This is a genomic window from Kitasatospora sp. NPDC059408, from assembly GCF_042751525.1.
In the GTDB taxonomy this organism is placed as follows: domain Bacteria; phylum Actinomycetota; class Actinomycetes; order Streptomycetales; family Streptomycetaceae; genus Kitasatospora.
The window spans coordinates 1-25,427 of record NZ_JBHYWI010000106.1; the positions used below are offsets into that span (position 1 = coordinate 1).

Annotated in this window: 24 protein-coding genes and 1 pseudogene; 11 read left to right on the forward strand and 14 right to left on the reverse strand. The window is 74.1% G+C overall.

Annotation, left to right across the window (positions count from 1 at the left end):
* Positions 1-82: 82 nt before the first annotated feature.
* Positions 83-925, forward strand: a complete 843-nt coding sequence (locus ACFXDE_RS39285) for a carbohydrate ABC transporter permease (protein WP_380499130.1) — start codon at positions 83-85, stop codon at positions 923-925.
* Between the two features lie 18 nt (positions 926-943).
* On the opposite strand, the gene ACFXDE_RS39290 is transcribed toward ACFXDE_RS39285, so the two are convergent.
* Entirely contained in the window at positions 944-1,702 is a 759-nt protein-coding gene (locus ACFXDE_RS39290) for a DeoR/GlpR family DNA-binding transcription regulator (RefSeq protein ID WP_380445145.1), read from the reverse strand.
* Between the two features lie 148 nt (positions 1,703-1,850).
* The gene (locus ACFXDE_RS39295; RefSeq protein WP_380445144.1) at positions 1,851-2,000 is read right to left on the reverse strand and encodes a hypothetical protein; all 150 of its coding nucleotides are present in this window, start codon (positions 1,998-2,000) and stop codon (positions 1,851-1,853) included.
* A 135-nt stretch (positions 2,001-2,135) separates the two neighbouring features.
* Here ACFXDE_RS39295 and ACFXDE_RS39300 point away from each other — a divergent pair, with 135 nt between their 5' ends.
* Positions 2,136-3,350 (forward strand): hypothetical protein, encoded by a 1,215-nt coding sequence (locus ACFXDE_RS39300; protein ID WP_380499113.1) that lies wholly within the window; start codon positions 2,136-2,138, stop codon positions 3,348-3,350.
* A 46-nt stretch (positions 3,351-3,396) separates the two neighbouring features.
* Here the strand turns inward: ACFXDE_RS39300 and ACFXDE_RS39305 are convergent, their stop codons facing one another.
* Together ACFXDE_RS39305 and ACFXDE_RS39310 are read right to left on the reverse strand one after the other, a co-directional pair.
* Positions 3,397-4,155, reverse strand: coding sequence for a maleylpyruvate isomerase family mycothiol-dependent enzyme (locus ACFXDE_RS39305; RefSeq protein WP_380499114.1), 759 nt, complete (start codon positions 4,153-4,155; stop codon positions 3,397-3,399).
* A 44-nt stretch (positions 4,156-4,199) separates the two neighbouring features.
* Positions 4,200-5,537: an aldehyde dehydrogenase family protein gene (locus ACFXDE_RS39310; protein ID WP_380445141.1), complete on the reverse strand. Its 1,338-nt coding sequence runs from the start codon at positions 5,535-5,537 to the stop codon at positions 4,200-4,202.
* 180 nt (positions 5,538-5,717) lie between these two features.
* On the opposite strand from ACFXDE_RS39310, the gene ACFXDE_RS39315 reads away from it, so the two are divergent.
* From ACFXDE_RS39315 to ACFXDE_RS39325, 3 genes are all read left to right on the forward strand, one after another.
* Positions 5,718-6,374, forward strand: coding sequence for a TetR/AcrR family transcriptional regulator (locus ACFXDE_RS39315; protein ID WP_380499115.1), 657 nt, complete (start codon positions 5,718-5,720; stop codon positions 6,372-6,374).
* Positions 6,375-6,493: 119 nt separating this feature from the next.
* Positions 6,494-6,688, forward strand: coding sequence for a DUF1918 domain-containing protein (locus ACFXDE_RS39320; RefSeq protein WP_359959525.1), 195 nt, complete (start codon positions 6,494-6,496; stop codon positions 6,686-6,688).
* A gap of 50 nt (positions 6,689-6,738) precedes the next feature.
* Positions 6,739-7,458 (forward strand): DedA family protein, encoded by a 720-nt coding sequence (locus ACFXDE_RS39325; RefSeq protein ID WP_380499116.1) that lies wholly within the window; start codon positions 6,739-6,741, stop codon positions 7,456-7,458.
* Here ACFXDE_RS39325 and ACFXDE_RS39330 read toward each other — a convergent pair.
* Entirely contained in the window at positions 7,455-8,195 is a 741-nt protein-coding gene (locus ACFXDE_RS39330) for a PIG-L deacetylase family protein (protein ID WP_380499117.1), read from the reverse strand. The genes ACFXDE_RS39325 and ACFXDE_RS39330 overlap by 4 nt on opposite strands.
* 170 nt (positions 8,196-8,365) lie before the next feature.
* Between ACFXDE_RS39330 and ACFXDE_RS39335 the strand changes: the two genes are divergently transcribed.
* On the forward strand, positions 8,366-9,385 hold the full coding sequence (locus tag ACFXDE_RS39335; RefSeq protein ID WP_380499118.1) for a zinc-binding dehydrogenase: 1,020 nt from the start codon (positions 8,366-8,368) through the stop codon (positions 9,383-9,385).
* A gap of 84 nt (positions 9,386-9,469) precedes the next feature.
* Positions 9,470-9,871 carry a MerR family transcriptional regulator gene (locus ACFXDE_RS39340; RefSeq protein ID WP_380499119.1) on the forward strand — a complete coding sequence of 134 codons (402 nt, stop codon included), beginning with the start codon at positions 9,470-9,472 and terminating at the stop codon, positions 9,869-9,871.
* A gap of 96 nt (positions 9,872-9,967) precedes the next feature.
* Here the strand turns inward: ACFXDE_RS39340 and ACFXDE_RS39345 are convergent, their stop codons facing one another.
* The 6 genes and pseudogenes from ACFXDE_RS39345 to ACFXDE_RS39370 all read right to left on the reverse strand — a co-directional run.
* Positions 9,968-11,173 carry an MFS transporter gene (locus ACFXDE_RS39345; protein WP_380499131.1) on the reverse strand — a complete coding sequence of 402 codons (1,206 nt, stop codon included), beginning with the start codon at positions 11,171-11,173 and terminating at the stop codon, positions 9,968-9,970.
* 5 nt (positions 11,174-11,178) lie between these two features.
* Positions 11,179-11,754, reverse strand: coding sequence for a GNAT family N-acetyltransferase (locus ACFXDE_RS39350; RefSeq protein ID WP_380499120.1), 576 nt, complete (start codon positions 11,752-11,754; stop codon positions 11,179-11,181).
* Positions 11,751-13,043, reverse strand: a complete 1,293-nt coding sequence (locus ACFXDE_RS39355) for a type III PLP-dependent enzyme (RefSeq protein ID WP_380499121.1) — start codon at positions 13,041-13,043, stop codon at positions 11,751-11,753. The genes ACFXDE_RS39350 and ACFXDE_RS39355 overlap by 4 nt, the downstream gene beginning before the upstream one ends.
* A gap of 20 nt (positions 13,044-13,063) precedes the next feature.
* Entirely contained in the window at positions 13,064-14,380 is a 1,317-nt protein-coding gene (locus ACFXDE_RS39360; RefSeq protein ID WP_380499122.1) for a DUF6271 family protein, read from the reverse strand.
* Position 14,381: 1 nt separating this feature from the next.
* Entirely contained in the window at positions 14,382-15,422 is a 1,041-nt protein-coding gene (locus ACFXDE_RS39365; RefSeq protein WP_380499123.1) for a phytanoyl-CoA dioxygenase family protein, read from the reverse strand.
* A gap of 389 nt (positions 15,423-15,811) precedes the next feature.
* Positions 15,812-16,302: pseudogene (locus tag ACFXDE_RS39370) on the reverse strand (radical SAM protein); the annotation flags it as partial.
* A gap of 173 nt (positions 16,303-16,475) precedes the next feature.
* Here ACFXDE_RS39370 and ACFXDE_RS39375 point away from each other — a divergent pair.
* Positions 16,476-18,434, forward strand: coding sequence for an FUSC family protein (locus ACFXDE_RS39375; protein WP_380499124.1), 1,959 nt, complete (start codon positions 16,476-16,478; stop codon positions 18,432-18,434).
* A 117-nt stretch (positions 18,435-18,551) separates the two neighbouring features.
* Here ACFXDE_RS39375 and ACFXDE_RS39380 read toward each other — a convergent pair whose 3' ends face one another.
* Positions 18,552-19,955, reverse strand: coding sequence for an amidase (locus ACFXDE_RS39380; RefSeq protein ID WP_380445130.1), 1,404 nt, complete (start codon positions 19,953-19,955; stop codon positions 18,552-18,554).
* 278 nt (positions 19,956-20,233) lie between these two features.
* On the opposite strand from ACFXDE_RS39380, the gene ACFXDE_RS39385 reads away from it, so the two are divergent.
* Entirely contained in the window at positions 20,234-21,565 is a 1,332-nt protein-coding gene (locus ACFXDE_RS39385) for a cytochrome P450 (protein WP_380499125.1), read from the forward strand.
* Between the two features lie 15 nt (positions 21,566-21,580).
* Here the strand turns inward: ACFXDE_RS39385 and ACFXDE_RS39390 are convergent, their stop codons facing one another.
* The gene (locus ACFXDE_RS39390) at positions 21,581-22,150 is read right to left on the reverse strand and encodes a DUF421 domain-containing protein (protein WP_380499127.1); all 570 of its coding nucleotides are present in this window, start codon (positions 22,148-22,150) and stop codon (positions 21,581-21,583) included.
* Between the two features lie 127 nt (positions 22,151-22,277).
* Positions 22,278-23,045, reverse strand: coding sequence for a LysR family substrate-binding domain-containing protein (locus ACFXDE_RS39395; protein WP_380445159.1), 768 nt, complete (start codon positions 23,043-23,045; stop codon positions 22,278-22,280).
* A 158-nt stretch (positions 23,046-23,203) separates the two neighbouring features.
* Here ACFXDE_RS39395 and ACFXDE_RS39400 point away from each other — a divergent pair, with 158 nt between their 5' ends.
* Together ACFXDE_RS39400 and ACFXDE_RS39405 are read left to right on the forward strand one after the other, a co-directional pair.
* Complete coding sequence (locus tag ACFXDE_RS39400; RefSeq protein ID WP_380499128.1) at positions 23,204-25,237, forward strand: zinc ribbon domain-containing protein; 2,034 nt, start codon at positions 23,204-23,206, stop codon at positions 25,235-25,237.
* Positions 25,234-25,427, forward strand: a 194-nt coding sequence (locus ACFXDE_RS39405; protein WP_380499129.1) for a DUF5997 family protein, incomplete at its 3' end; no start/stop codon positions are given. The genes ACFXDE_RS39400 and ACFXDE_RS39405, both read left to right, overlap by 4 nt.

Sequence of the window (25,427 nt, forward strand, 5' to 3'; positions counted from 1 at the left end):
ACGTCGCCGAATCCGCCGCCATGTCCGTCGTCAACTTCGCCGCCGTCATCGTCATGGTGCTGCTCTTCCTCAAGGTCAGCCGCTGGAACGAGGAGCAGGGCCAGTGAAACGCTTCGACCCCCGTACCCTGCTGCCGGCCGCCGCCGCCTGGGCGCTGGCGGCCCTGTTCCTGCTGCCGTACCTGGAGATGCTCGTCACGGCGGGCCGCCCGGCCGGCGAGCTGCGCGACAACGGCTACCTGCCGGGCCACTTCGACTGGTCGTCGTTCACCGCGGTGTGGCGGGACACGACGCTCGGCCAGAACCTCCAGGTGACCCTGGTGGTCGCGGGCGGCTCGACGCTGCTGGTGCTGCTGGTCGCGCTGCCCGCCGCGTACTACACGGCGCGGGTCCGCTTCCGGGGGCGCCGGGCGTTCCTGCTGCTGGTGCTCGTCACGCAGATGTTCCAGCCGACGGCGCTCCAGGTGGGCCTCTACCGGGAGTTCTACGCGCTCGACCTGCTGGACACGGTCCTCGTGCTGGTGCTCGCCAACGCCGCGTTCAACCTGGCGTTCGCGATCTGGATCCTCAGCGCCTACATCGCCGCGATCCCGGTGGAGCTGGAGGAGGCGGCCCGGATCGACGGCACCGGGCGGCTGGGCGCGCTGTGGCGCGTCACGCTGCCGCTGGCGCTGCCGGGGGTGGTGACGGCGGTGATCTTCACGTTCATCGCGGCCTGGAACGAGTTCATCATGGGCCTGACCCTGACGACCTCCCCGGACCGGCAGCCGCTGACCGTCGGGATCAACAACATGATCGGCGCCTACAGCGTGCAGTGGAACCAGGTGTTCGCCGCGTCGCTCGTCGCGATCGTGCCCGTCGTCGTCCTGTTCGCGGTGATCGAACGGCACGTCGTCTCGGGCCTGACCGCCGGCTCGGTCAAGTAACCGCCCCGGCAGCGGCGTTCACACCCGCTGGACGCGCACCCCGCAGTCCGCGATGGCCTTCTCCTGGGCGTCCGTCATGCCGGTGTCCGTCACGATGTCGTGCACCTCGGCGAGCGGGCAGATCGACGCGAAGGTGACCCGGCCGACCTTGGTGCTGTCCGCCAGGACCACCGACCGCGCGCTGCCGCGCAGGAACGCGCGGTCGGTCTGGGCCTCCATCTCGTCGTGCGTCGTGCAGCCCTCGTGCGGGGTGAGGCCGTCGACGCCGACGAACGACACGTCGAAGTGGTAGTGGGAGAGCATCCGTTCGGCCGCCGGGCCGATCAGCTCGTAGCTCGCCGAGCGGGCGATGCCGCCGATCACCACCAGGCGGATCTCGGGGCGGACGATGAGCTCGGCCGCGACGTTGACGGCGTTGGTCACGACGGTGACGCCGCCGCGCTCGGCCAGCACCCGGGCCAGCTCGCTCGTCGTCGTGCCGCCGGTGAGGCCCACGACCGCGCCCTCGGGCACGAGTTCGGCCGCGGCGCGGGCGATCCGGCGCTTCTCCTCCTGCTGCTTCTCGCTGCGGTGCCGCAGCGGCAGTTCGAGGTTGACCGCCCCGGTGACGGCCCCGCCGCGGGTGCGGTGCAGCAGACCCTGGTCGTGCAGCTCCTGGAGGTCCCGGCGGACCGTGGCCCCCGACACCCCGAGCAGCCCGGCGAGCGCGTGCACGTCCGCGCTTCCCGCCTCCGAGATGTGGGACAGGATCCGTGCGGCGCGATCAGCTTTGAGCATGACCGGAGTGTAGCCCCGGGGCACGACACCTGCGCAGCCCTGGGCGATTCCCGAACGACCGGCCGGACAGCCCGGGATCGCGACCTGCGCGAAGCTGCGCAATTTGCCATGGACTGATCAATATCGAACACGGCAGGACGTCCGTCCACTACCTGCGGAGCGCCAGCCACCCGGCCGTCACGCTGACCGCGGGTCCGAGCAGCAGGACCAGCCGGCGCGGGCGGGACTGGAGGGTCAGGCGGAAGCCTCCTACCCGGAACTCCAGGAACGGGCGCGGGGAACGTCGCTTTCGGCGCACTCGAATCTCCGTAGACGGTACCAACGGGGGACGGTCCCATCACAATGGCCGGCACGGTGGTTGCGTCAGGTCGCAACGGCATCGTGCGTCGGCCCGACGCAAGTTGCCGGCCGCACAACATGGAGGAGGCACGGCGTGACGCGGGAGCAGATGCCCGCACCACGGGGGTTGTCCCCGCTGGACGAACGGCTGTCGGAGCCGGAGCGGCGCTGTGCGCAGCGTCTGCGGGAGTTGCGGGGCCGCATCGGGCTCTCGTCGGAGGAACTGGCCGGGCGGCTGAGCGGCGACGGACTGCGGGTCGACCGGACCCGCCTGTCGAAGTTCTTCAACGGCCGTGAGGTGCCCCGCCGGGAGCTCGCCGCGCGGCTCCACGAGCTGATCGCCGAGCAGGAGGGCACCTGTGTCTCCCCCGAGGAGGTCGCGGCGACCCGGGCGTTGATGTACGCGGCGGCCCGCGCGCGAAGCCCGCTCCAGGCCCGCGAGTTCGAGCTCGCCGACGCGCGTGAGGACCTCGACCTGCACCGCGCCCAGACGCTCCGGGAGATGGACGGCCTCCAGCAGGAGCTCCGGGACGAACGTGAGCTCCGGCGGAACGCGGAGGAAGCCCTGGAACACCTGACCTCCCGGAGCCGGGAGGAAGTCCGCGGGTTGACCGAGCAGCGGGACGCCGCTCTCGACCGCATCGCGCAGTTGGAGGACCAGATCCGCCAGGCCGGAGCCGTCCTGCGCCTGCGCGAGGTGTACGCCCGGACCCTCGACGAGCTCACGCGCGCGACGAACGCCGAGCTCGAACTGCGGGAGAGGGGCGGCACGGGCGATCTGACGGGCATGTGCGAGGCGGTCTCCTACCTGCGGGACGCCGACCAGGACGAGGCCGCGGACAACCTCATCGAGCAGGTCGCGCTCGGCCACCCGGTCCGCGACGTCATGGCCCTCGCCCGGGAGTTCAGGGACCGGCGCCGTCTGCACGACGGGATCACGGTCGAGTACGCCCTCGCCTGCGTGCGCCGGCCGATCGACCTCTTCCGCTGGATCGCCGACCAGGACGAGCCGAGCGGGGAGCGGTCGGGCCTCCTGACCGCCATGGCCAGCTCCGCGCCCGTCGGGCACCTCGTCCGGTTCCACAAGGCTTGCGAGGAACACGGGAACGCGGGTCTGGGCATCGATCTGCTCCGGGCGATGGCCCGGAATCGACGGACGGTCCCCGAGAACGACGACGGCGACGACGACTTCTGGACGACGGACCTCCGGAACCGCCTCGCGGGCTACCTGCAGGCGGCCGCCGAGGCGGAGCAGCCGGCGGCCGTGCCGGACGGGCCGGACGGGCCGATGAGCGGCGCGAACGCCTGAGGCGACCGGAGGTGGGTCCGCCGACCGACGGACCCCACCTGGCCGGTCAGAAGGCGGAGTTGGCGAACCAGAGCGCCAGCAGCGCCTCGTCGCCCGCGACGGCGACGCCCTCCGAGGCGCGGTCGACCCGGCCGTACAGGAGGAGCAGCAGGTCGGCGGCGGTGGCGGAGACGGTCGCGTCGGCCGGGACGTGCGCGGCGTCGCGGTCGAGGCCGAAGCCGTCGGGGCGGAGGCGGACGAGCCAGGTGCCGTCGCCGTCGGTGCGGGCGAAGCGGATGGTGCGGTCCTCGGCGCGGAGCTCGGCGGTGCCCGGGGCGAAGAAGGCCGCGTGCGGCAGGTTGGTGAGGAACTCGTCGACGCCGTCGGCGGCGAGCCCCGGGGCGATGTCCGCCGTGCCGCCGAGGGCGAGCTCGGCGTCGACGCGGTGGACGAGGGTCTCGAACAGCATCCGGCGCACCCAGAAGCGGGCGTGCTGGTCGGCGCCCCAGGCCCACATCGGGGCGTCGAGGTCGGTCGCCGCGAAGGCCTCGCCGGCCTCGGCCGCCGCGTCGGCCAGCCAGTCGGGGAACGCCTCGGCCCGCTCGGGCAGCTTGAGGTCGACGTCCCGGCTGGTGGGCCGCTCCTGGATCCGCTGCCGCAGCAGGACGGTGAACCAGCGCTGGACGCTGCCCGCGTGCTGGACGAGGTCGGCGAGGGTCCATCCGGGGGTGGTGGGCACCGGGGTGGCCGGGTCGGCGGCCCGCACGGCGCCGACGAAGCGGGCGGTCTCGGCGGCGACGGCGGCGCTGTGGTCGAGCGGGGTCATCGGTGTGGTCTCCAGGGAGGTGGAAGGGGTGAGGGGCTCAGGGCTCAGACGAGGGGCTTGTCGACGACGGCCTTGAGGTGGCTGAACGTGTCGATCGAGTACTCGCCGTGGTAGCGGCCCATGCCGCTCCCGCCGACGCCGCCGAACGGCAGCTCGGGCATCGCCAGGTGCAGGACCGGCAGGCCGAAGTTGAGCGCGCCCGACGACGTCTCCTCGGCCAGGCGGCGCTTGGTCTCGGCCGACTCGGTGAAGGCGTACAGGGCGAGCGGCTTGTCGCGCTCGTTGATGAAGGCGATCGCCGCGTCCAGGTCGGGGACGGTGAGGACGGGCAGGATCGGGCCGAAGATCTCGTCCTGCATCACCGGGGCGGTGGGCTCGACGTCGGCGAGGACGGTCGGGGCGAGGTAGCGGGCCGCGCGGTCGTGGGCGCCGCCGGTGACCGTCCGGCCGTCGCCGAGGAACGCGGTGAGCCGGTCGAAGTGGCGCTCGCTGACGATGCGCCCGTAGTGCTCGGCCGCGGCCGGGTCGTCGCCGTACAACTCGTGGACGGCGGCGGCGAGTTCCTTCTCAAGCTCGGCGGCGGTGTCGCCGACGGCGAGCACGTAGTCCGGGGCGACGCAGGTCTGGCCGGCGTTGAGGAACTTGCCGCGGGCGATCCGGCGGGCGGTGACGGCGAGGTCCGCACCGGGCTCGACCACGACCGGGCTCTTGCCGCCGAGTTCGAGGGTGACCGGGGTCAGGTGCCGGGCCGCGGCGGCCATGACGATGCGGCCGACGGTGCCGTTGCCGGTGTAGAAGATGTGGTCGAAGCGCTGCTCCAGCAGCGCGGTGGTCTCCGGGACGGCGCCCTCGACGACGGCGACGGTCTCGCCCAGGTAGCGCGGCAGCAGCTCGGCGATGGCCGCGGAGGTGGCCGGCGTGAGCTCGCTGGGCTTGACGACGGCGGTGTTCCCGGCGGCCAGGGCGCCGACCAGCGGCGACAGGGCCAGCTGGAGCGGGTAGTTCCACGGCGCGATGATCAGCACGACGCCCAGCGGGTCACGGACGACGGTGGCCTCGGCGGGCCGGAACGGCTCCGGGACGGCGGCCGGGCGCGGGCGCAGCCACTCGGCCAAGTGCGCGACGGTGTGGTCGAGTTCGTTGAGCGTGAAGCCGATCTCGCTGCGGTAGGACTCGGCGGCGCTCTTGCCGAGGTCGGCGCGGAGGGCCTCCTGGAACACCTCGGCCTGCTCGGTGAGCAGGGCGCGCAGGGCGGCGAGCCGGTCGAGGCGGTCGGCGAGCGGGCGGGTGCGGCCGGTGTCGAACGCGGCCCGCAGCCGGGCGACGGCGGCGGGGATGTCCTCGGCGGAGGCGTGGGCGGAGGGTCCGGACAATGCGGTCATGGGGTTCTCGCGGTCCTTCGGGATGGCTTGCGCACATCGATGTTTCATCACTTGAAGCAATACCGACGCTAGACGTGAAAGGTTGAGTTTGTCAATCATTTCCCCGGGGTCCCGCGCGGGGTCCCGCCCCTCCCCCCGTTGATTCGCCCCCACCTGGCCGAATGCGGCACAGTGAGCCCTATGAGCGCGAACACGTGGAGTCACGTACCCCCCGGACGGCGCAAGCCCGTCCAGCAGCGCAGCCAGGAGCGGTACGGCCGCATCCTGGACGCCTGCGCCGGGCTGCTCGACGAGGTCGGCCCCACCGCGCTCACGACCAAGGAGGTCGCCGCCCGCGCCCAGGTGCCGATCGGCACCCTGTACCAGTTCTTCGCTGGCAAGGAGGACCTGCTCGCCGCGCTCGCGAGCCGCAACCTCGACCACTACCTCCAGCGCCTGGACGGCCGGCTCGCGCAGGCCGCCCCGGTCGGCCCGGCCCGCTTCACCGACCTCGCGGTGGAGGAGTTCGTCGCGATGAAGCGCGCCGTGCCCGGCTTCGGGCAGCTCGACTTCGGGCTCGCCGGCGCCGCCGTCCCGTCCGGTCTGCGCGACGAACGGCACCTGCTCGACGCGGGCGTGGACAACAACACCGCCGTCGCGCTGCGCCTGCAGGCGCTCGGCGGCGAGCTCTTCGCGGCGAGCGACCCGGCCGCCCTCACGCTCGCCCTGCGGGTGGCCCTGGAGGCCGCCGACGCGGTCCTCAAGCTGGCCTTCCGGGGCGACCCGGACGGGGACCCGGCGCTGATCGCCGAATGCAAGCGGTTGGTGCGCAGCTACCTGGCGGAGCAGCTCGCGTAGCACCACGCGGGCCCCGTCCCGTCCCGTCCGCCCGAGCCGTTGCGGGGCCGCTCACCGCGCAGCACAGTGGAAGGCAGACCGGCCGCCGACGCGGCCACCGCGACCCGAGGAGCAGACCCATGCACGCGGCAGTAGGTGACCAGCTCCACATCCACAGCAGGTCGGTGGGCATGACGGACCAGAAGGGCGAGATCATCGAGGTGCGCGGCACGAACGGCGAACCGCCGTACGTGGTGCGCTTCGAGGACGGCCACGAGGGACTCGTCTACCCGGGCCCCGACTGCAACATCGAACCCCGTCTGGCGGACCGCTGACCGACGCGCCCGCCGCCCCGCCCCCGACCCGGGCGAGGTGGTGAGGAGCGGTGTCCACCCCCGCGACCCCGCTGCCCGGGGCACTGGCCGGGCTCGCGCCACTGCTGGACCACTACGGGTACCTGGCGGTGGCGCTGCTCGTGCTGCTCGACAACTGCGGCATCCCGGTGCCCGGGCAGACCATCCTCGTGCTCGCCTGCGTCTACGCCGGCACCGGGCACCTCGACTTCGCCGCCGTCCTGGTGATCGCCTTCGTCGCCGCGACGCTCGGCAACTCCCTCGGCTACCTGATCGGCAGCACCGGCGGGCGCGCGTTCGTCCACCGCTGGGGCCGGTACGTGCTGCTCACCCCCGCCCGGATGGAGCGCGCGGACGGCTTCTTCGCCACGCACGGCGGGAAGGTCGTCGCGGTGGCCCGCTTCGTGGACGGGCTGCGCCAGACCAACGGCATCATCGCCGGGACCACCGAGATGCCCTGGCGGCGGTTCGCCGTCTTCAACGTCATCGGCGCGGCGCTGTGGACGGCCGCGTGGGGGACGTTCGGGTTCGTCGCCGGCGCCAACATCGGCACGGTGTACCGCACGGCGATCCGCTACCAGCTCTGGTTCGCGGTCGGGCTCGGGGTCCTCGTCGCCGCCCTCCTGGCGCGCCAGGTGGTGCGCTACCGGCGCCGGCGCCGCGAGGACGCCGAGGGCTCCGAGGGCACCGAGGACTCCGAGGGCGGCACGAACGAGGACCGCACGAACGAGGACGGCACGAACGCGGACTAGCGCAGCGGGAACACCTCGAACGGCACCGCGAAGCGCACCCCGAGCCGGCTGCCCGCGCCCCGGCCGAAGCCCTCCAGGAACTCGCGCGGGTCCGCCATCGGGCCGCCCAGCCCGGCGAGGTACGCCTTGTGCTCCCGCAGCGAGGCGACGCCCAGGTCGAAGGTGTCCGTGGTGTCCACCGCGTGCCGGGCCTCCGGCGAGGCGGCCGCCCAGACCTGCCGGACGCCGTTCCACGGCTCGTACCCCTCCTCGGCCAGCTCGCGGAACACCCACCGGTTGCCCGCGTCCCGGACGGCGTCCAGGGTGGCCCGGCCGACCGCGACGTGGTCCGCCTGGTTGAGCATCGTCCCGCCGTACGTCTCGCGGAAGTTGCTCGTGATCACGATGTCCGGCCGGTGCCGGCGCACGGCGCGGGCGATGTCGCGGCGCAGCGCCAGCCCGTACTCCAGCACGCCGTCCGGGTGGCCGAGGAACTCGACGGTGTCGACGCCGACCACGGCCGCCGAGGCGATCTGCTCGGCCTCGCGCAGCGGCCCGCACTCCTCGGGGCCCATCGAGTCGATACCGGCCTCGCCGCTCGTGACCATCACGTAGACCACCTTCTTGCCCTGCCCGGTCCAGCGGGCGACGGCGGCGGCCCCGCCGTACTCCATGTCGTCGGGGTGCGCGACGACGGCGAGCGCCGTCCCCCAGTCCTCGTCGACGGGCTCGAACGGCTCGGGCGCCTGCTCGTTCATGGCGGTACTGCCTCTCGGTGCGGCTCTGGATCTCGTACACGCGTTCCATGGCGACTCTAGAAGACGGCCCGTCAGAGCGCTTCCCGGGCTTGCCCCTGACCCGCACGTCAGGGTTTAGCGTCCCGGCACCGCGGCGGAGAGCCCGCCGCGCCCGCCCGAGGAGGCCCGCCATGGCCCTGCCCGCCACCACCCGCGTCGTCCGGCTGACCGCCGACCCCGCCGGACTGCCCGAGCCCGGGCACTTCGCCGTCGTCGAGGAGCCGCTGCCGGCCCCCGGACCGGGCGAGGTGCTGGTCCGCAACCGGGCCTTCCTGGTCTTCCCCGGCCTGCGCACCCTGATCGGCCGCGAGGCCGGCGGCCTGCCGCTGCCCCCGATCCGGCCCGGGGACGCGCTGTTCGGGCCGGCCCTCGGCGAGGTGCTGGCCGCGCCCGCGGACGGCCCGCTGCGCCCGGGTGACCCGGTCACGCACATGCACGGCTGGCGGGAGCACGCGGTCGCGGACGCCGCCGCGTTCACGCCCGTCGACGCCGGCCTGCCGGACCCGGTCGCCCTGCTCTCCCCCGGCGTCGCGGCTTACGGCGGGCTGGCCCGCACGGCCGGGGTGCGGGAGGGCGACGTCGTGCTGGTGACCGGCGCGGCGGGGGCGGTCGGCAGCCTGGCCGGCCGGGTGGCCGGGCTGCTCGGCGCGGCCCGGGTCATCGGCACCACCGGCTCGGCCGCCAAGGCCGCCCGGCTCACCGCCGAGTTCGGCTACGACGCCGTGCTGGTGCGCGGCGGGCAGCCGTTCGCGGAGCAGCTCGCCGCGGCCGCGCCGGACGGGATCGACGTGCTGCTGGACACGGTCGGCGGCGAGCAGCTGACGGCCGCCGCGGCGGCGGCCCGGCCGGGTGCGCGGTTCGCCCTGGTCGGGGCGCTGTCGGGGCAGCTCGCGCCGGACGGGCGGGGCGGCACCGCCCCGACGGTCCTGGACGGCCTCCCCTTGATCGTCAAGGGCGTGACGCTGCGCGGGTTCCGGGGCGCCGACCACCCGGGCCTCGACGCCGAGTGGCGCGAGCGCTTCGGCGCCTGGCTGCGTGCGGGCCTCATCTCCTTCCCGCACACGCGGGTCGCGGGCATCGATCGGGCGCCGGCGGCGTTGCGTCGGTTGATCGACGGGGACGCCTTCGGGGCCCTGATCGTCGAGCTCTAGGCGAGCTGTACGCGGTCTGCAGGCGACCTGCAGGTCGACTGCAGGCGAGCGGTGGACGTGCACGGTGACGGCGGGAGGACGGGAATGCGGATCGGCGACGCCGCGGCGGCGGCGGGCACCACGCCCAGGGCGCTGCGCTTCTACGAACAGCGGGGCCTGCTCAGCCCACCGGCCCGCTCGCCCTCGGGCCAGCGCGAGTACGGCCGGGCCGAGATCGTCCGGATCCGGGCGATCCGGGAGCTGCTGGCACTCGGCCTGACCGTCGAGGACGTCGCCGCCCGCGCGCACCGGCTCGACCTGCTCGACACGGACGCGCCGCACCGCTGCGCCGGCGAACCGCCGGCACCGGAGACCTTCGCCCCGGTGGTGGCCCGCCGACTGGCCGCGCTGGACGCCGAGATCGCCCGGCTCACCCGCCTGCGCGACCGGCTGGCCCGGCACGCCATCACCGGGACCGCCGTCGGGCCGGCCCCGGCGGACGGCTGAGCACGGACGGCTGAGCACGGGCGCCGCGAAACGGACTCGCCCGGCACGTCCACGACGGGGGCGTCGGCGTGCCGGGCGAGGTTCAGGAGGCGACCGTCAGGTCGCGTCGGGGGCGAGGCGGGCGTCGAGCGGGTCGGCGGCGGTCGGGGCGGGCCACTGGATCCGGAGGGCGCACAGGGAGACGACCCCGGCCGAGGCCGCGACGGCGGCCATGCCCCAGACCAGGCCGGCGCCGTCGGCGATGAAGCCGATCACGGCGGGGCCGGCGAGGAGGCCGGTGGTGCCCATGGCGGCCACCAGGGACAGCGCGTCGGAGCCCCGGCGGGCCGCGGCGACGTAGACGCACGGGGTGACGGCGGCGACACCGAGGCCGACGCACGCGAAGCCGAGGAGGGTCGGCACCACGCCGCCGGAGAGCAGCGCGAGGGCGAGGCCGGCGGCGGCCAGCAGGCTGCCGGCGCGGACGATCCGGCCGTCGCCGAACCGGGTGCGCCAGCCGTCGGCGAAGATCCGGGCGAGCACCATCATGACCGAGACGACGGCGATGCCCAGCGGCGCGATGCCGGCGCTCGCCTGGACGACGTCCTTGAGGTAGAGCGCCGACCAGTCGTTCATGGCGCCCTCGGTGACGGTGCCGAAGACCATCGCGAGGCCCATCCACAGCGTCGCCATCGCGGGGAGGGCGAACCGGCGGCGGTCCTTCTTCCCCGGGGCGGCCTCCTCCTGGGCGGCGGGGTCCTCCGCCAGCAGCGCCGGGCGCGCGAGCGCGACCAGCGCGACCAGCACCGCGACCGCGACGCCGAAGTGCACCGCCATGGTGTCGGTGGCCGCGGTGACGGCCGAGGCGAGCAGCGCGGCCAGCAGCGAGCCCGCGCTGAACGTCGCGTGCAGGCGGGACATCGTCGTGCGTCCGAAGCGGGCCTCCAGCGCCGCGCCCTGGGCGTTCATCGCGACGTTCAGGCAGCCGACCGCGATGCCGTCGCAGAACAGCACCAACAGCGTGACGGCGTAGTTCGGCACCGCCGACAGCGCGAGCAGCACCCCGCCGAGCGCCAGCGCGGACAGCACCGACAGCAGCCGGGAGCCGACCCGTCGCATCAGCACGGCGACCAGCGGGAAGGACACCGCCGCGCCGACCCCGCAGGTCATCAGCAGCAGCCCGATCTGCGCCTCGCTCAGGTCGAGCCTGGCCTTGAGCGCGGGCACCCGGGAGACCCAGGTCGCGTACTGGAAGCCGAGGACGAAGAACAGTGCGGCGATGGCGAGTTGGTGCCGGCGGAAGTCGTCGCGGACGCGGATCATGTGCATCAGCCCAGTTCGGTGGCGAGGGTGGGGACGGCGGTGAGGGCGGGGAGCTCGGGAGCGGTGGCGGGCCGCAGGGGCATCGCCATGTAGACGGCCCCGGGCCCGTAGCTCTCCGGCAGGCCGATCTCGGGCCGGGCGCGGTAGCCGAGCCGGGCCCACACGGCCTGGGCGCCGAGGACGGCGACCAACGAGACCGTCCGGTAGCCGGCCGTCCGCGCGGTGTCGTGCAGGTGGCGCATCAGGCGCGGCGCGAGGCCCCGGCCGCGCAACTCCTCGGCGATCACCAGGTCGTGGGCGTGCAGGTTGCTGGGCCTCGCGCCCGGCCGCGCGGCTCCCGGCCGTTCGCCGAGGCTCAGGTCCGGACTGCGGAACAGCGGGTAGGGCAGGGCGAGCAGGTAGCCGCCGACGCCGCCGGTGTGCTCCAGCACGTAGCAGGTGCCGGGCGAGGCGGCGTGCCGGGAGCGCAGCGCCTCGCGGCCCTCGGAGAGGCCGTGGTCGGCGTAGGCGCGGGCCTCCAGGGCGACGATGGCGTCCCAGTCCCCTTCCCGCACCGGCCGGATCCGGATGTCGGCGCTCACTCTCCGCCTCCTATGCAGCTGTACGGGAGCGGTTCGAAGCCGTTGAACCCGCGGGTGGCGTAGGCGGTCGCGTACGCGCCGCACGCGTGCACCCACACCGGGTCGCCGGAGGCGATCGCGCGGGGCACCCGGACGAGTCCGTCCTCCAGCGCGCGGTACGCGTCGTCGCTGTCGCAGGTCGGGCCGGCGACGACGGCGTTGACGAACTGGCCGCCGGGGTGGGTCGGGAACTCCAGGCGGTACTGCAGCTCGTCCATCTCGTACAGGCCGTTGAACTTGCCGCAGCTCAGGTAGAGCCAGTCCTCCCTGGTGCCGTCGAGCTGGCGGCGGGAGGTGAGCCGCGCGACGTGGGCGCGGATCGCGCCGTGGTCGGCGACCAGGTGGCGGCCGGGCTCGATGATGAACTCCACCGGCCCGGAGGAGAGTTCGCGCAGCCGGTCCATGCCTTCGCGGATGACGGCGAACATCTTGTCCAGCGGCGGGTGCAGCGGCCGGCCGCTCCGGTCGAGCACCCCGAGGGCGGGCAGGCCGCCGCCGAGGTTGATGGTCGCGGGCGTGATGCCCCGCCAGTTGAGCGCCTCGACGACGGCGGCCAGCGCGTCGATCGCGGCGTGCCAGGCCTCGGCGGTCATCTGCTGCGAGCCGACGTGCACGGACAGGCCGGACGGGGTCAGGCCGGCCGCGCGGGCCGCCTCCAGCACCCGGACGGCGTCCTCGGGCGAGCAGCCGAACTTGCGACTGAGGCCCCACAGCGCACCCTCCCCGGTGGTCGCCAGGCGGCAGAACACCCGCGAGCCGGGGGCGTGTTCGGCGATCGCCTCGACGTCCTCCAGGCAGTCGGTGGCGAAGTCGCGCACGCCGAGCCGGTAGGCCTCGGCGATGTTCGCGTCGGACTTGACGGTGTTGCCGTAGTGGATCCGCCCGGCGCCCACGCCGGTGCGCAGCGCCTGGGCGATCTCCTGCGGGGAGGCCGCGTCGAAGCCGGCGCCGAGGCCGGCCAGGCGGGCGAGGACCTCGTCGACCGGGCAGGCCTTGAGGGCGAACCGGACGTCGGCGCCCGGGAGTTCGGCCGTCAGGGCGGCGTACTGGGCGGCGATGCCGTCGAGGTCGTAGATGATCCGGTCGTCGGTGGCGGCGGCGAGCGCGGCGCGCAGTGCCGAGGGGTCGTGGACGGGGGTGGGTGCGTCGGGGCCCTGCGGGAGGGCGCCCTGGAGGGAGGAGCGGTGCGGGGCGTGCGGGTGCACGGTCGTATGGAGCTTCGCGGCCGGTTCGGCAGTCTCGCGTGACATGTGGGTGCGGCTCCTGGTCGCTAGCACGGCAGCCGGTCGGCTGGGGTGGCCCGGCTCGCCCGTACGAGCGGACCCCACGCGTCGGTCAGCAGCGCGAAGTCCTCGATGTCCGCCTGCGCCTCGTCGAGCAGGTCCGCCCGCAGGGGTGCCAGGTGGTCGGCGAACTCGGCGTACTTGCTGCCCAGTTGGCGGTAGCAGCGGTCGAGGACGGCGAGCCGTCGGTGGTTCTCCGCGCGGTCGGTCGCGGCGCTGCGGCGGGCGGCGTCGGCGATGACGTCCGCGCGCACGCGGTGGCCGGCGTCGAGCAGGGCGTCGCCGGCGGCCTCCATCTCGGAGTAGACCGGGTAGAGGTAGAGCATGGAGAGCAGGAACTTCGCGAAGCGCAGCTGGTAGGCGGTGAAGCCGGCGCCGGTGCGCCGTTCCGGCGTGTAGTAGTTGACGATGTGCCGGTTGTGGACGACGCCGGGCAGGGTCGCGTCGCGGACGAGGTGCAGGAGGAAGTAGTCGCTGCCGATGGTCGCGGTGGCGGGCGGCAGCGGGACGCGCTCGTAGACCTCGTGGTCGAGGGCGATGTTGCACATGTCGACACGCCAGATGTCGGGCAGGTCGAGGACGGCGCGGTCGTGGGTGAACGGTTCGCTGCCGGCCCCGGCGAAGGATTCGGCGACGAGTTCGCGCCGCTCCTCCTCGGTGGCGCCGGTGGGCGCCCAGAGGCCGACGACCTCGCGGTGGACGTCGGGGTCGGCTTCGCGCATCTCGCCGATGTCGACGGAGAGTTCACCGATGAAGGAGGCGCCGACGAGGCTGACCGGCTTGTCCGCGTGGGCCGGGTCGAGGGTGTTCCCGGTGACGGATCCGGCCGCGTCGGCGGCCCGCCGGCCGAGGGTGGCGAGTTCGTGGTCGACGGGGAAAACCGGTTCGCCGTCGAGGAGTTGGTAGCGACTGTCGGAGTCGCGGCGGTGCACGGAGGTGCAGCCGAGGGCGGCGGCGATCAGGAACGCGCGGTTGGTGCAGGCGCCGTAGGACACGGCGTCCGGCAGCATGAGCTCCAACAGGTGCTCCGCGTCCGGGAGTTCGGAGCGCACGATGACGTCCCACAGGAAGGCGCGCTGGGCGTCCTCGTCGAGGTGGTGGACGACGACGTGCTCCGTCGCGGGGAGCGCGGCGACGGCCTTGGCGTGCTCGTCGTACGTCGGCCCGTCCGCGGAGTCCAGGATCAGCAGGTGCACCTCGACGTCGAACGCCCGTGCCGCGTGGGCGGCTTCGGCACCGGTCGCGGCGATCGTCCCGGCGCAGGCCCGGTTGGTCGGCAGGGTCAGGCAGATTCTGCGCCGCACGCTACTCCCCCGCCCCGGCGGACTCCCCGCCGTTCCAGGACCTGAGCCCGAGCAGCTTCTCGCCCAGTTCCGTGAGCTCGGCGGGGCCGTAGCGCAGCGCCTCGGGCTTGTCGGCGTCGCCGACGAGGGTGCGGTTCCAGTCCGGTGTGCTCAGGGTGCGCCAGGAGTCGACGCGCGAGCGGCGCATGTCCTCGGCCTCCTCCAGTGCGGGCATCATCGACAGGTACTGCACGGCGCGGACGCCGGCGGCGGAGGTGTTGCGCTCGACGCCGTGGGCCAGCAAGCCGTTCCAGATCAGCAGGTCACCGGCCCGCAACTCGGGTCGGACGACCGGGAATTCGGTGCGGTCGACGTCCGGTCGGAGCGGGTCGCGGTCGGCCGGCTGGGCGGCCTGCCACGCGTTGAACCGGCGGAACAGCTCCGGGTCGCACTGGAAGCCGCCGTGGTCGGGCTCGGTGTCGTTGAGCGCGATGATGCCCTGGACGCGCTGCGGCAGCATGCCGAGCGTGGTGTCGACGTCCCAGTGCAGCTCGATGTCGAAGCCGCGGTCGGTGGGTTCGATGAGCGCGCGGTCACGGTTGCGGACGTTGGGCGGGTTGAGGTTGAGCCGGTCGAGGGTGACCCACAGCTCCTCGCAGTCCCACACGTCGACGAAGGCGTCGTAGACCCGCTGCGACTGGCGGCTGTCCCAGATCAGCTGGTGGTGGTAGGCCTCGACGAAGCCGTAGATGTGCAGGTGCTGGTCGAGTTCGTCGCGGTAGTCCCGCTCCCGGTACCAGTCCTCGGGCCGGTCCGGGGACAGGCCCTGGAAGTCCCAGGCGAAGTCGAGCAGGCGCCGGGCCGCGTCGGCCGGGACGGCCTCCTTCACGACGACGTAGCCGTACGTCCGCCAGAACTCCAGGTCCTCCTCGGACAGGACGCGCAGCGGCCGGGTCTTCCGGATGTCCCGCAGGGCGGTCTGCGCGAGGTAGGACTCTCCGTCCGCGGAGAAGTAGGGGCGTTCGGAGGCGGCCCGGTGCAGATATCCGTCAGGCTTCGGCATGAGCAAGTCACTCCATGGTTCGTGTTCGGCGCAGCGCTTCCCCGATGGACGAGTGCGGGCGCGATGGACCGGAATTCTCACCAGGTCGGGCGGCCAACTCGTCGGCGCGGCAGGGCACCTCACCCCGCCTCAGCCGTCGCCGAACGGCGCGTCACCTACGTTGGACTAGACCAACTAATGGTGTCAACCCTCAACCGCGGATTGCCAATAGGGAAATCCACGCAGCTCAAGGCCACCGCCACGGTTCGCTTTATGTTTCGCCGAGGGACATAACCCCGGAGGTATTGTTTCGGAAATTGACATAAAAACGGCCGCCCGGGCGTGAACCCGGACGGCCGTCGGTACGTTGCAGCGGGTGCCGTACGTTGCGGCGGGCGCCTACCCCGGCAGGTCGGGGCCACCTCCATCACCGGCTTCCCTTCTCCAGCGTGTGCCGGTAGTAGTCCGGCATCGGCGGCAGGCCCACGTCCGCGATCCGCGCGCCGTCCAGGTACAGCCCGAGCGCGCCGTCCTCGCCCGCGCCCACCCGGTACGGCGAGTCGGGGTTCACCCGCACCGACACCACCGTGCGGCGCAGCCCGTACGGACCGCCGGTCAGCACGATCTCCTCCGGCGGCCGGTTGAGCGCGGCGGCGCCGAGCTCGGGCAGGGTGCGGTGGTCGAAGGAGAAGATGAAGTACGACTTCGGCTTGACCTCCCCCGTGCCGTCCCCGCCGCTGCCGCTCAGCGCGGACTCGTCGAAGGCCATGCCGCCGCGCAGCAGGTCCTCCTTGATCACCGCCTCGCGCGGCACGTCGGGGAACCGCTCCATGAGGTCCTCGACCAGTGCCGTCCGGCTCCGTGCGCCGTCCACGCCGTCCACGCCGTCCACGCCGTCCATCCGCCGTACTTCCCTTCCGGCCCCGCGACACCGGGGGCACGAAGATCGTCCGCGCCCATCCTGGTGACCGGACGCCGTGCCACGCTTCGGTCTGCGGTCCCCCTCACGCTACGACTCCTGACGTAGGCCGCGTTCCGGGGGCCCGGCCGGGCGGTTCGCCGTAGTTTTTTCCCATGGCACGCCGCTCCCGAGCCGCCCGGCTCGCCCCGCCCGGCTGGCTGACCGCGGGGCTGCGGCCCGCCCGTGCGCCGATCCCGTGGGCCGCGGCCGCCCGGGCCTCGGTGGCGCTCGCCGCGCCGCTCGCCGTCGGGACGGCCGCGGGCCGGCCCGGGTACGGGGCGCTGGTGTCGATGGGGGCGCTGTCCGGCGTCATCGGGGACACCGCGGACGCCTACCGGATGCGGGTGTTCAACATCGCCGTGCCGCAGCTGTTCGGCGCCCTCGGCGTCCTGCTGGGCACCCTGGTCTTCCACGAGGGCTGGACGGCCGTCGTCGCGCTCACGCTGATCGCGCTGGTCTCCGGCATGATCTCGTCGATCGGCGCGGTCGCCTCGGTGTCCGGGCTGCTCCTGCTGCTCAACGCCGTGGTCGGCGCGGGTCTGCCGCTGCCGTCCCCGTGGTGGCTGCCGCCGGTGCTGCTCCTGGCGGGCGGCGGGGTCGTGCTCGTCCTCACCCTGCTCGCGTGGCCGCTGCGCGGCGGCACGCCCGAGCGCGCGGTCGTCGCCGGAACGTACCGGGCCGTCGCCGAGCTCCTGGAGGCCACCGGCTCCCCCGGCTACGACGCGACGCGCCAGGCCCTCACCCAGTCGCTCAACCACTCCTACGACCTGCTGCTCGCCCGCCGGGCCCGGCGGCACGGCCGCTCGCCCACCCTCGTGCGGCTGCTCGCCCAGCTCAACGCGGTGATCCCGGTGGTCGAGGCGGCCTCGGCGGCCCAGCTGCGCCCGAGCGACCTCGGCCCGCTGCCGGCCGCCTACCCGGCGGCGGTGCGACGGCTCGCGGACGCCGTCGAGGCGGGCCGCACCGGGCCGTCCCCCGCGCTCGCGCTCCCGGAGCCCGCCGGTCCTTCCACCCGGGCGCTGGACGAGGCCATCGGGCACGCCGCCACCGTCGTGCGGGAGGACGCGCCGGACCCGTACGCCGCCGACGACCGCCTCGGCCGGCCCGCCGGGCTGCACGAACGGGCCCGGCGGGCGGCGCGCGCCCTGCTGCTGTCCGGCGCGTCCTGGCGGTACGGGCTGCGGCTCGCGCTGTGCATCGGCCTCGCGCAGGTGCTGGTGTCGGTGATCGCGGTGCCCCGCTCGTACTGGGTCACGCTCACCGTCACGTTCGTCATGAAGCCCGACTTCGGCTCGGTGTTCTCCCGGGCGGTGCTGCGCGCCTTCGGCACCGCGGCCGGACTGCTGATCGCGATCCCCGTGCTGGCCGAGGTGCCGCACGGCTGGTGGGACGTCCCGGTGATGGCGGCGCTCGCGACGCTGATCCCGGCGCTGTCCGCCAAGGGGTACGCGTTCCAGACGGCGGCCATCACACCGGTGATCCTCATGCTCTCCGACCTGCTCAACCACCAGGGCTTCCACCTCGTGCTGCCCCGGCTCGTCGACTCGCTGATCGGCTGCGCCATCTCGCTGCTGGCCGGCTACCTGCTGTGGCCGGAGTCCTGGCACACCCGCATCGGGGACCGCCTGGCCGAGGCCGTCGCCGACACCGCCTCCTACGTCTCGCTCGCCTTCACCACCGGCCCCGGCCGCGACGAGCCCGCCCGCGCCCGCTACCGGCGGCGCCTGTACCGGGACCTCTCCGCCGTGCGCACCGAGTTCCAGCGCGCGCTCACCGAGCCTCCGCCGGTCGGCGCCCGGGCCCAGGCGTGGTGGCCACTGGTGATCGCCGTCGAGCGGATCGTCGACACCACGACCGCGACCAGGGTCCGCGTCGAGCACGGCGCGCCCGTCCCCTCCCGGGCCGAGGTGGCCGCGGTCACCCGCGAGCTCGGCGACCTGGCCGAGGCGCTGCGCACCGGCACCGCCCTGCCCGCCGCCGCCGTGGAGGCGCCGCTGCCGCCGGACTGCGCCCTGTTCCGCGTCCACCACGAGGTCCGCGCGGCCAGGGCGGTGGCGGCGCCGGGCGGGTAGGAGCTGGGGCCGGGCGCGTCGGGGGGCGGGGGGCGGGGGGCGGGGGGGTCAGCGCCTCGGCAGGCTCGGCACCCACTGGTCGCGCGGCGTCCAACACCGCTCGCGGCGGCCGACCGCTCAGTCCTGGATGCGGCGCCAGGGGCGGTCGGCCTCCAGGGCGAAGGCGAGTTCCAGGAGGAGGCGCTCCTGGCCGTGGGCGGCGGAGAGGTGGACGCCGATCGGGAGGTCGTTCTGGGCCGCGCCGGTGGGCAGGGCGATGCCGGGGCCGCCGGTGACGTTGTTGACCGGCGTGAAGGCGACGTAGCGCAGCAGCCGCTCGATCAGCTCGTCGAAGGCGACGTTCGGGCTCAGGTGCCCGATCGGCGGGGCGACGTGGGCGAGCACCGGGGACAGGACCGCGTCGTGGGTGCGGAAGATGTCCGCGTACGTGGCCTCCGCGGCCCGCAGGCGGCGCAGCACGCCCGGGGTGCGGCGGAACTCGCGCTGGTAGCCCCGGCGCAGGCCGGTGGTGAGGCCGTCGAGGTCGCGGGCGCGGAAGCCGGGGTCGTACATCAGCTTGCCGGTGACGGAGATCGCCCAGGCGATGTAGCCCCAGTAGGAGACGAAGTCGCGGGAGAACCCCTCGTCGAAGGGCAGGGTCGTCGGTTCGACGTGGTGGCCGAGGGCCTCCAGGCGGGCGGCGGTCTCCTCGACGGCGCGGCGGGTGGGTTCGTCGGTCTTGGCGATCGGCGAGTCCACCACGAGGCCGATCCGCAGCTTGCGCCGCCCGGGGCCCTCGACCAGGCCGACCGGCGGCAACTGCGGGTCGGCGCGGTGCCGTTCGGCAGCGGCGAGGAACGCGGCGGTGTCCCGCACGGAGCGGGTGACGACGCCGTCGGTGACGATGTCGAGCGGCAGTTTGCCGCTCTGCGCGTTGGTGACCAGCCGGCCGCGGGTGGGCTTGAGGCCGACCAGGCCGCAGCAGGCGGCGGGGATGCGGATCGACCCGCCGCCGTCGTTGGCGTGCGCGATCGGGACGACGCCGGAGGCGACCAGGGCGGCCGCGCCGCCGGAGGAGGCGCCGGGCGAGTGCGAGGGCTTCCACGGGTTGCGGACGGGCTGGGCGGTGGCGAACTCGGTGGAGGCGTTGAGGCCGAACTCGGGCATCCGGCTCTTGCCGAGGACGGCGAGGCCGGTGGCGAGGAACTGGTCGGTGAAGCGGGCGTTGCGCCGGGCGGGCCGGGCCCGGTAGGCGGCGCTGCCGTTGGCGGTGGGCAGGCCGCGCAGGTCGACGTTGTCCTTGAGGTAGGTCGGGACGCCCCACAGCGGCCCGCCGATGCCCTCGCGGCTGATCCGCGGCCGGTCGTGGGAGTCGTGGGCGAGGGGCAGCAGCGTGTCGTCGACGCGGGCGGCGCGGGCGACGGCCGCGGCGACCAGCTCCCGGGGGTTGACCTCGCCGGCGCGCACGAGGGCGGCGAGCGCCACCGCGTCGTGCTCGCCGAGGGCGTCGTCGGTGAACGCGTGGACCCGCTCGTCGGCCATCCCAACTCCCCAATTCCTACTGACCGGTAGTCTCGCAAGAGGTTGGCAGTCTAGGCGTGCGACGGCGCCCGCGGATAGCCCCGCTCCGGCCCGGCCGACCGCCCCGCCGACCACCCTGCCGGCCGTCCCTCCGACCGGTCCCGGGCCAACCCCCGGACGGCGCACGGGTGTTCGGCGCACGCCCCCGTGTTCACCAGCCCGCCGCCCGGCGCTCGTTTCGCCGACTCCCGCCGGGGAAGCTGCCGATCACCTGCCCCCGCACCCCCAAGGTGACGCCCGTGCCCACCCAGTACACCTCGGCCACCGCCCCCGGCGCCCTGCCCCTGCTCGGCCACGTCCCGGCCTTCGTCCGCCGCCCGTACGCCTTCGTGGCCGGCCTGCCCGCCCACGGCGACCTCGTGCGGCTGCGGCTCGGCCCGATGGACGCGTACGTCGCCTGCCACCCGGACCTCGTCCGCCGCATGCTCACCGAGGACCGCACCTACGACAAGGGCGGGCTCGTCGTCGACAAGGCCCGCGAGGTCTTCGGCGACGGCCTCGCCACCTGCCCCGCCGCCGCGCACCGCCGCCAGCGCCGGATGCTCCAGCCCGCGTTCCACCGCGACCGGCTGCCCGGCTACGCCGCGATGATGGCCGACGAGATCGCCGGCGTCACCGCGCCCTGGCGCGACGGCGAGGTGGTCGACGTCCCCGCCGCCATGTACCGCCTGACCACCGCCGTCACCGCCCGCTGCCTCTTCGCCGCCCACGAGCGGGCCGGGGCCCTGCCCGTCCACCGGGCCATGGACGTCGTCACCCACGGCGTCGCCCGGCGGATCATGATGCCGCTGCCCGGCGCCGACCGGATCCCCACCCCCGGCAACCGCCGCTACCACCGCGCCCGCGCCGACCTCGCCGAGATCACCCGCCGCCTCATCGCCGACTACCGCGCCGCCGGCACCGACCACCACGACCTGCTCTCGATGCTGCTCGCCGCCCGCGACGAGGACGGCAGCGGGCTGACCGACGAGGAGATCCACGACCAGGTGATCACCTTCCTGCTCGCCGGGATGGAGACCACCGCCGCCACGCTCTCCTGGACCTGGACGCTGCTCGCCGCCCACCCGGCGGTCCGCGAGCGCCTGCACGCCGAGCTCGACACCGTCCTCGACGGCCGCCCCGCCCGCCACGAGGACCTGCCCGCCCTGCCGCTCACCGCGCGCGTCGTCAGCGAGACGCTGCGGCTCTACCCGGTCTCGTGGCTCCTCAGCCGCGTCGTCACCGGGGACGGCACCGAACTGGGCGGGCACCACGTCCCGGCCGGGGCGACCATCCTGTTCAGCCCCTACCTGCTGCACCGCCGGGCCGACCTGTTCCCGTGCCCCGACCGCTTCGACCCCGACCGCTGGCTCGACACCGCCCGCCCCACCCTGGGCACCTACGCCCCCTTCGGCGCCGGGGCCCGCCGCTGCATCGGGGACGCGTTCGGGACGACCGAGGCCGTCCTCGCCATCGCCACCATCGCCGCCCGCTGGACGGTCACCCCGGCCCCCGGCCGCCCCATCCGCCCGATGCGCAGCGCCGCGATGTGCCCCCGCCCCTTCACGGCCACCCTCACCCGCCGCCGGTGACCGGGCACCGGCGGGTCAGGGCCGTCGGCCGAGGTCGGCCAGGAGGCGCTCGATCCTGTCCAGGCGCTGCCGGAGCTCCTCGACGTCCCCGCGGGTCGCGCTCTGCTCGGCGGCCTTGAGGGTGACGAGGAGCTGGCCGTCGGGCTCCAGGCGGGCGCGGGCGACGCCGCTCACGTCGTCGCCGTTCTGGACCCGGATCGCGTGCTCCAGCTCGGACGGGCGCAGCGCGAGCTCCCGCAGGGCGCCCGGGACGAGCTCGCCGTCCCGCACGACCGTCGTCGGCGTGCCCTCCAGCAGGCGGGCGGCGCGCGGGTCGCGGGCGAGCCGGCGCGTGACGGCCGAGTTGACCGCGATCAGCGTGACGGCCCCGATGGCGCCGCCGAGGAGGCTGTTGTCGTTGCCGATGATCGCGTTCTGGACGACGTTGGAGAGCAGGAAGACGACCACCATGTCGAAGGTGTTGAGGCCCGCGAGCCCGCGCTTCCCGGCGACCCGGAAGAGGACCAGGATGAGCGCGTAGACGGCGACCGTGCGCAGGACCTTCTCGACGATCGGGATCTGGACGACTACCAGGTCGTGCCACACGGCCGCTCTCCTCGCACCCTCGGCTCCGCCCCGGGCGGGCGGGCGGGGCCGACGGTACGCGCCCCGCCGGGCCCCGGCCAGCACCCGGCCCGACCGGTACTCGATCCGGCCGGCACCCGGGAGCGGGCTACCGGCCGCGCCTCGGCTTGCCCCGCTTGGCGGCGGCGGCGTTCGGCCTCGGCTTCTGGCCGGACTTCTGCCCGGTCTTCTGGCCCGCCTTCTGGGGCTGCGGCTTGCGGGCCGCCGCCTTCTTCGGCTCGGCCTTCTTCGCCTCGGGGGCCGGGGCCGCGCCCCGCCCGCGCGAGCTGTTCACCGTCCGCCCCCGGACGATGCCGATGAACTCCTCGACCAGGTCCGTCGTCCGCTCCTGCGGCCAGGACAGCGCGACCTGCGACTGCGGCGCGTCGGCGACCGCCCGGAAGGTGAGGTCGCGCCGGTGGTGCAGCCGGGCGAGGGACTGCGGCACCAGCAGCACGCCGACGTTGGCCGCGACGAGCTCGATCGCGTCGCCGGTGGTGGCCGGGCGCTCGATGGCGGGGCGCCCGGGCAGGTCGGTCCAGCCGAGGGTGTCGTCCAGGGGGTGGAAGACGACGTCGTCGGCCAGGTCGGCGAGGGCGACGTCGTCCTCGGCGGCCGCGAGCCAGTGCTCCTTGGGGAAGACGACCACGGTGGTCTCGGTGTACAGCGGGATGGCGCTCAGCACGTCCTTGTCGACGGGCAGCCGCACCAGGCCGGCGTCCGCGTCGCCCTCCCGCAGGGCCCGCTCGCCGTCGGCGGCGGGCACCGCGAGGAGGTCGAGCGGGACGTCCGGGAGCCGTTCGCCCCAGACGCGCGCCCACTTGCCGGGGGTGACGCCGGGGACGTACGCGAGCCGGAAGGACGGGTTCACCTGCATGTCTGTCACAGGGCAAGGCTAACGAATTTGTTGAATGACCCACAGTGACCGTAGGCTCACTGCATGGAGCACCTTCGACCGTCAAGAGCCGTAAGGCATCCGGGTGTTCACCCGGTGGCGCTTCGGCCGTGGGCGGATTCGAGGAAGATTCCCGTGACGTGAGCCGGAAACCTCCACTCGCCGACGGCGAGACCTCCCGCACGGCGTGCGCCCGCATCATGATCCGCACGGGCGTGGAGGAGAAGACCGGCGAGATCATCCCGGTTCCCGCGCTGGCCGCGCGGATCGGGTGGTGCCTGGAACTCGTATCGCGCATGGCCGGGCGACTCGTCGCCGAGCACTGGAACACCCCCGACGTGCACATCCTGGCGTCCGGTGAGGACGCCGGGGGCCGCAAGCTGCCGCCCAACGCCTGGATGGCACTGCGCCGCCTCGGCTGGACCGTGACCGCCCCGGCGAAGGTGAACGACCGGGTCGTGCGCATGGCCCAGGAACAGGCCGGTCGCTCCCTGCGGGCGGTGGCATGGCGCGCCGGCCTGGTGTCCGGCGTCCTGGCAACGTGGCCGGGCGACCCGGCCGGACGCACCGCCGCGGAATGGGACGCGGTCCGCTCCGCCGTACCGGGCGGCGGGCATCTGTCGTCCGGTGTCATCAGGTCCCGCACCCGGCAGATCGCCGCATTCGAGCGCAGGAACGGCCGCCTTCCGGCAGATGTGTTCGAGCTGGAACCCACGCCCCGTGTGTCCCGCATGCTGCTGCTCGCCGCCTGCGACCGGCAGCAGGCCACCATCGAGCGCTGCGAAACCGACCCGGCGAAGGCGATCCTGCGGTTGCAACTGCCCACGCGGCCCGCCCCGGAGACATACGGGGACTGGGCGTGGGTGGCCTGCCCGATCGCGCTCCCGCCCACGATCCCGGCGAATGCCGTACTCCACCTGCCCACCTTGCGTACCGTCGACGGGAAGGTGCGGGCGGATCTCGCCCACACCCACCCGGTCCCCGAAGCCCGCAGGACCGGCCACACCGTGGCCCTCGGCGTGGACTGGGGCCTGAACACCCTTCTGTCCGCCGGGGCCGTCCGCCTCCACGACGACGGGAAGACGACCGCGCTCGGCACGGGCGCGCAGTTCCGGGCCGCCGGCGCGCTGGCCAAGCAGCACCGGCTCCGGCGGCAGTTCGAACGGCTGCGTGCCAAGGCCGATCACTATGCCCGGCTCGCCGATCCCGTCCTGGACGGCAAGCAAGCCACGCTGAACGAGGAGATCAGGCACATCTCGCAGCGCCGCTCCAACCTCAATGAAGCCCTGGCCTGGTCCGCCGCCCGCTGGGCTGTCGACCAGGCCGTCGCAGCCGGAACCAGCGTGATCTACCTGGAGGACCTGCGGTCGATGGAGGCGGGCGGCATGGGCCGCACGCAGAACACCCGACTGTCCCAGACCGTGCGCGGACGGATCACCGACCGCATGCGCCACCTCGCCTCCGCGGTCGGCATCGCCGTCGTCACCGTGCCACCGCGCAACACCAGCAAGCACTGCCCGTTCTGCCTCACCCCGCTGCGACACCGCAAAGCCCCGGACCGACCCACCGTGCCGGGATGGAAATGGGCGATCTGTCCAGACCCGCAGTGCGGCTGGCAGGGCGACCGCGACCAGGGCGCCTGGCGCAGGATCGCCGCACGCGGCCTCGCCCACCAGACCAAGACCGTCACCGCCCGCCCCGGCGACACCATGACGATCCGCACGGTCGTGGACACGATGGAGGCCAAGGCCGTGATCACGGCCACCCCGAAGGCCCGGACGGACTGGTCGACGACCGGTCCCACCCGACCGCGAACAACCCGCCTCACGCCCAGGCGACGTGAGGTTCCCTCCCCGGCCGGGCCAACGGGCCCGGCCGGCCAGCGTCCGGAGGGACACGCACCAACGGGCCGGACCCGGCTGCCCCGCGCAGCCCACCGGCACCAGGGCGTGACCACTATCAGCACAGCCACCACGGGCCACCGGCCGCGCGGAGCGGCACTGGGCGCGGGCTTCCACCTGCACGCCCACGCCACCCCTCCCAGGTGGGAACCGAACCGACCGATCCCGCAACCGCAAGATCATGCAGGACCGCATCGGATTCCTCCGCTGATCAGAGACGCTACCCACCGTGACCGGAAGTGCCCGCGCGCTCCCTTACCCTTGTCCTCATGACATCGCTCAAGCAGAAGACCAGCCAGACCATGAAGCCGGCCACGGCGGCCAAGAAGCTGGGGATCTACCTCGACGCCGCCCCGGCGAGCTTCCAGGACGGCCCGGTCTCCCGCGAGGAGCTCACCGCCCTCCAGGCGAACCCGCCGCAGTGGCTCCAGGAGCTGCGCCAGAACGGCCCGCACCCGCGCCC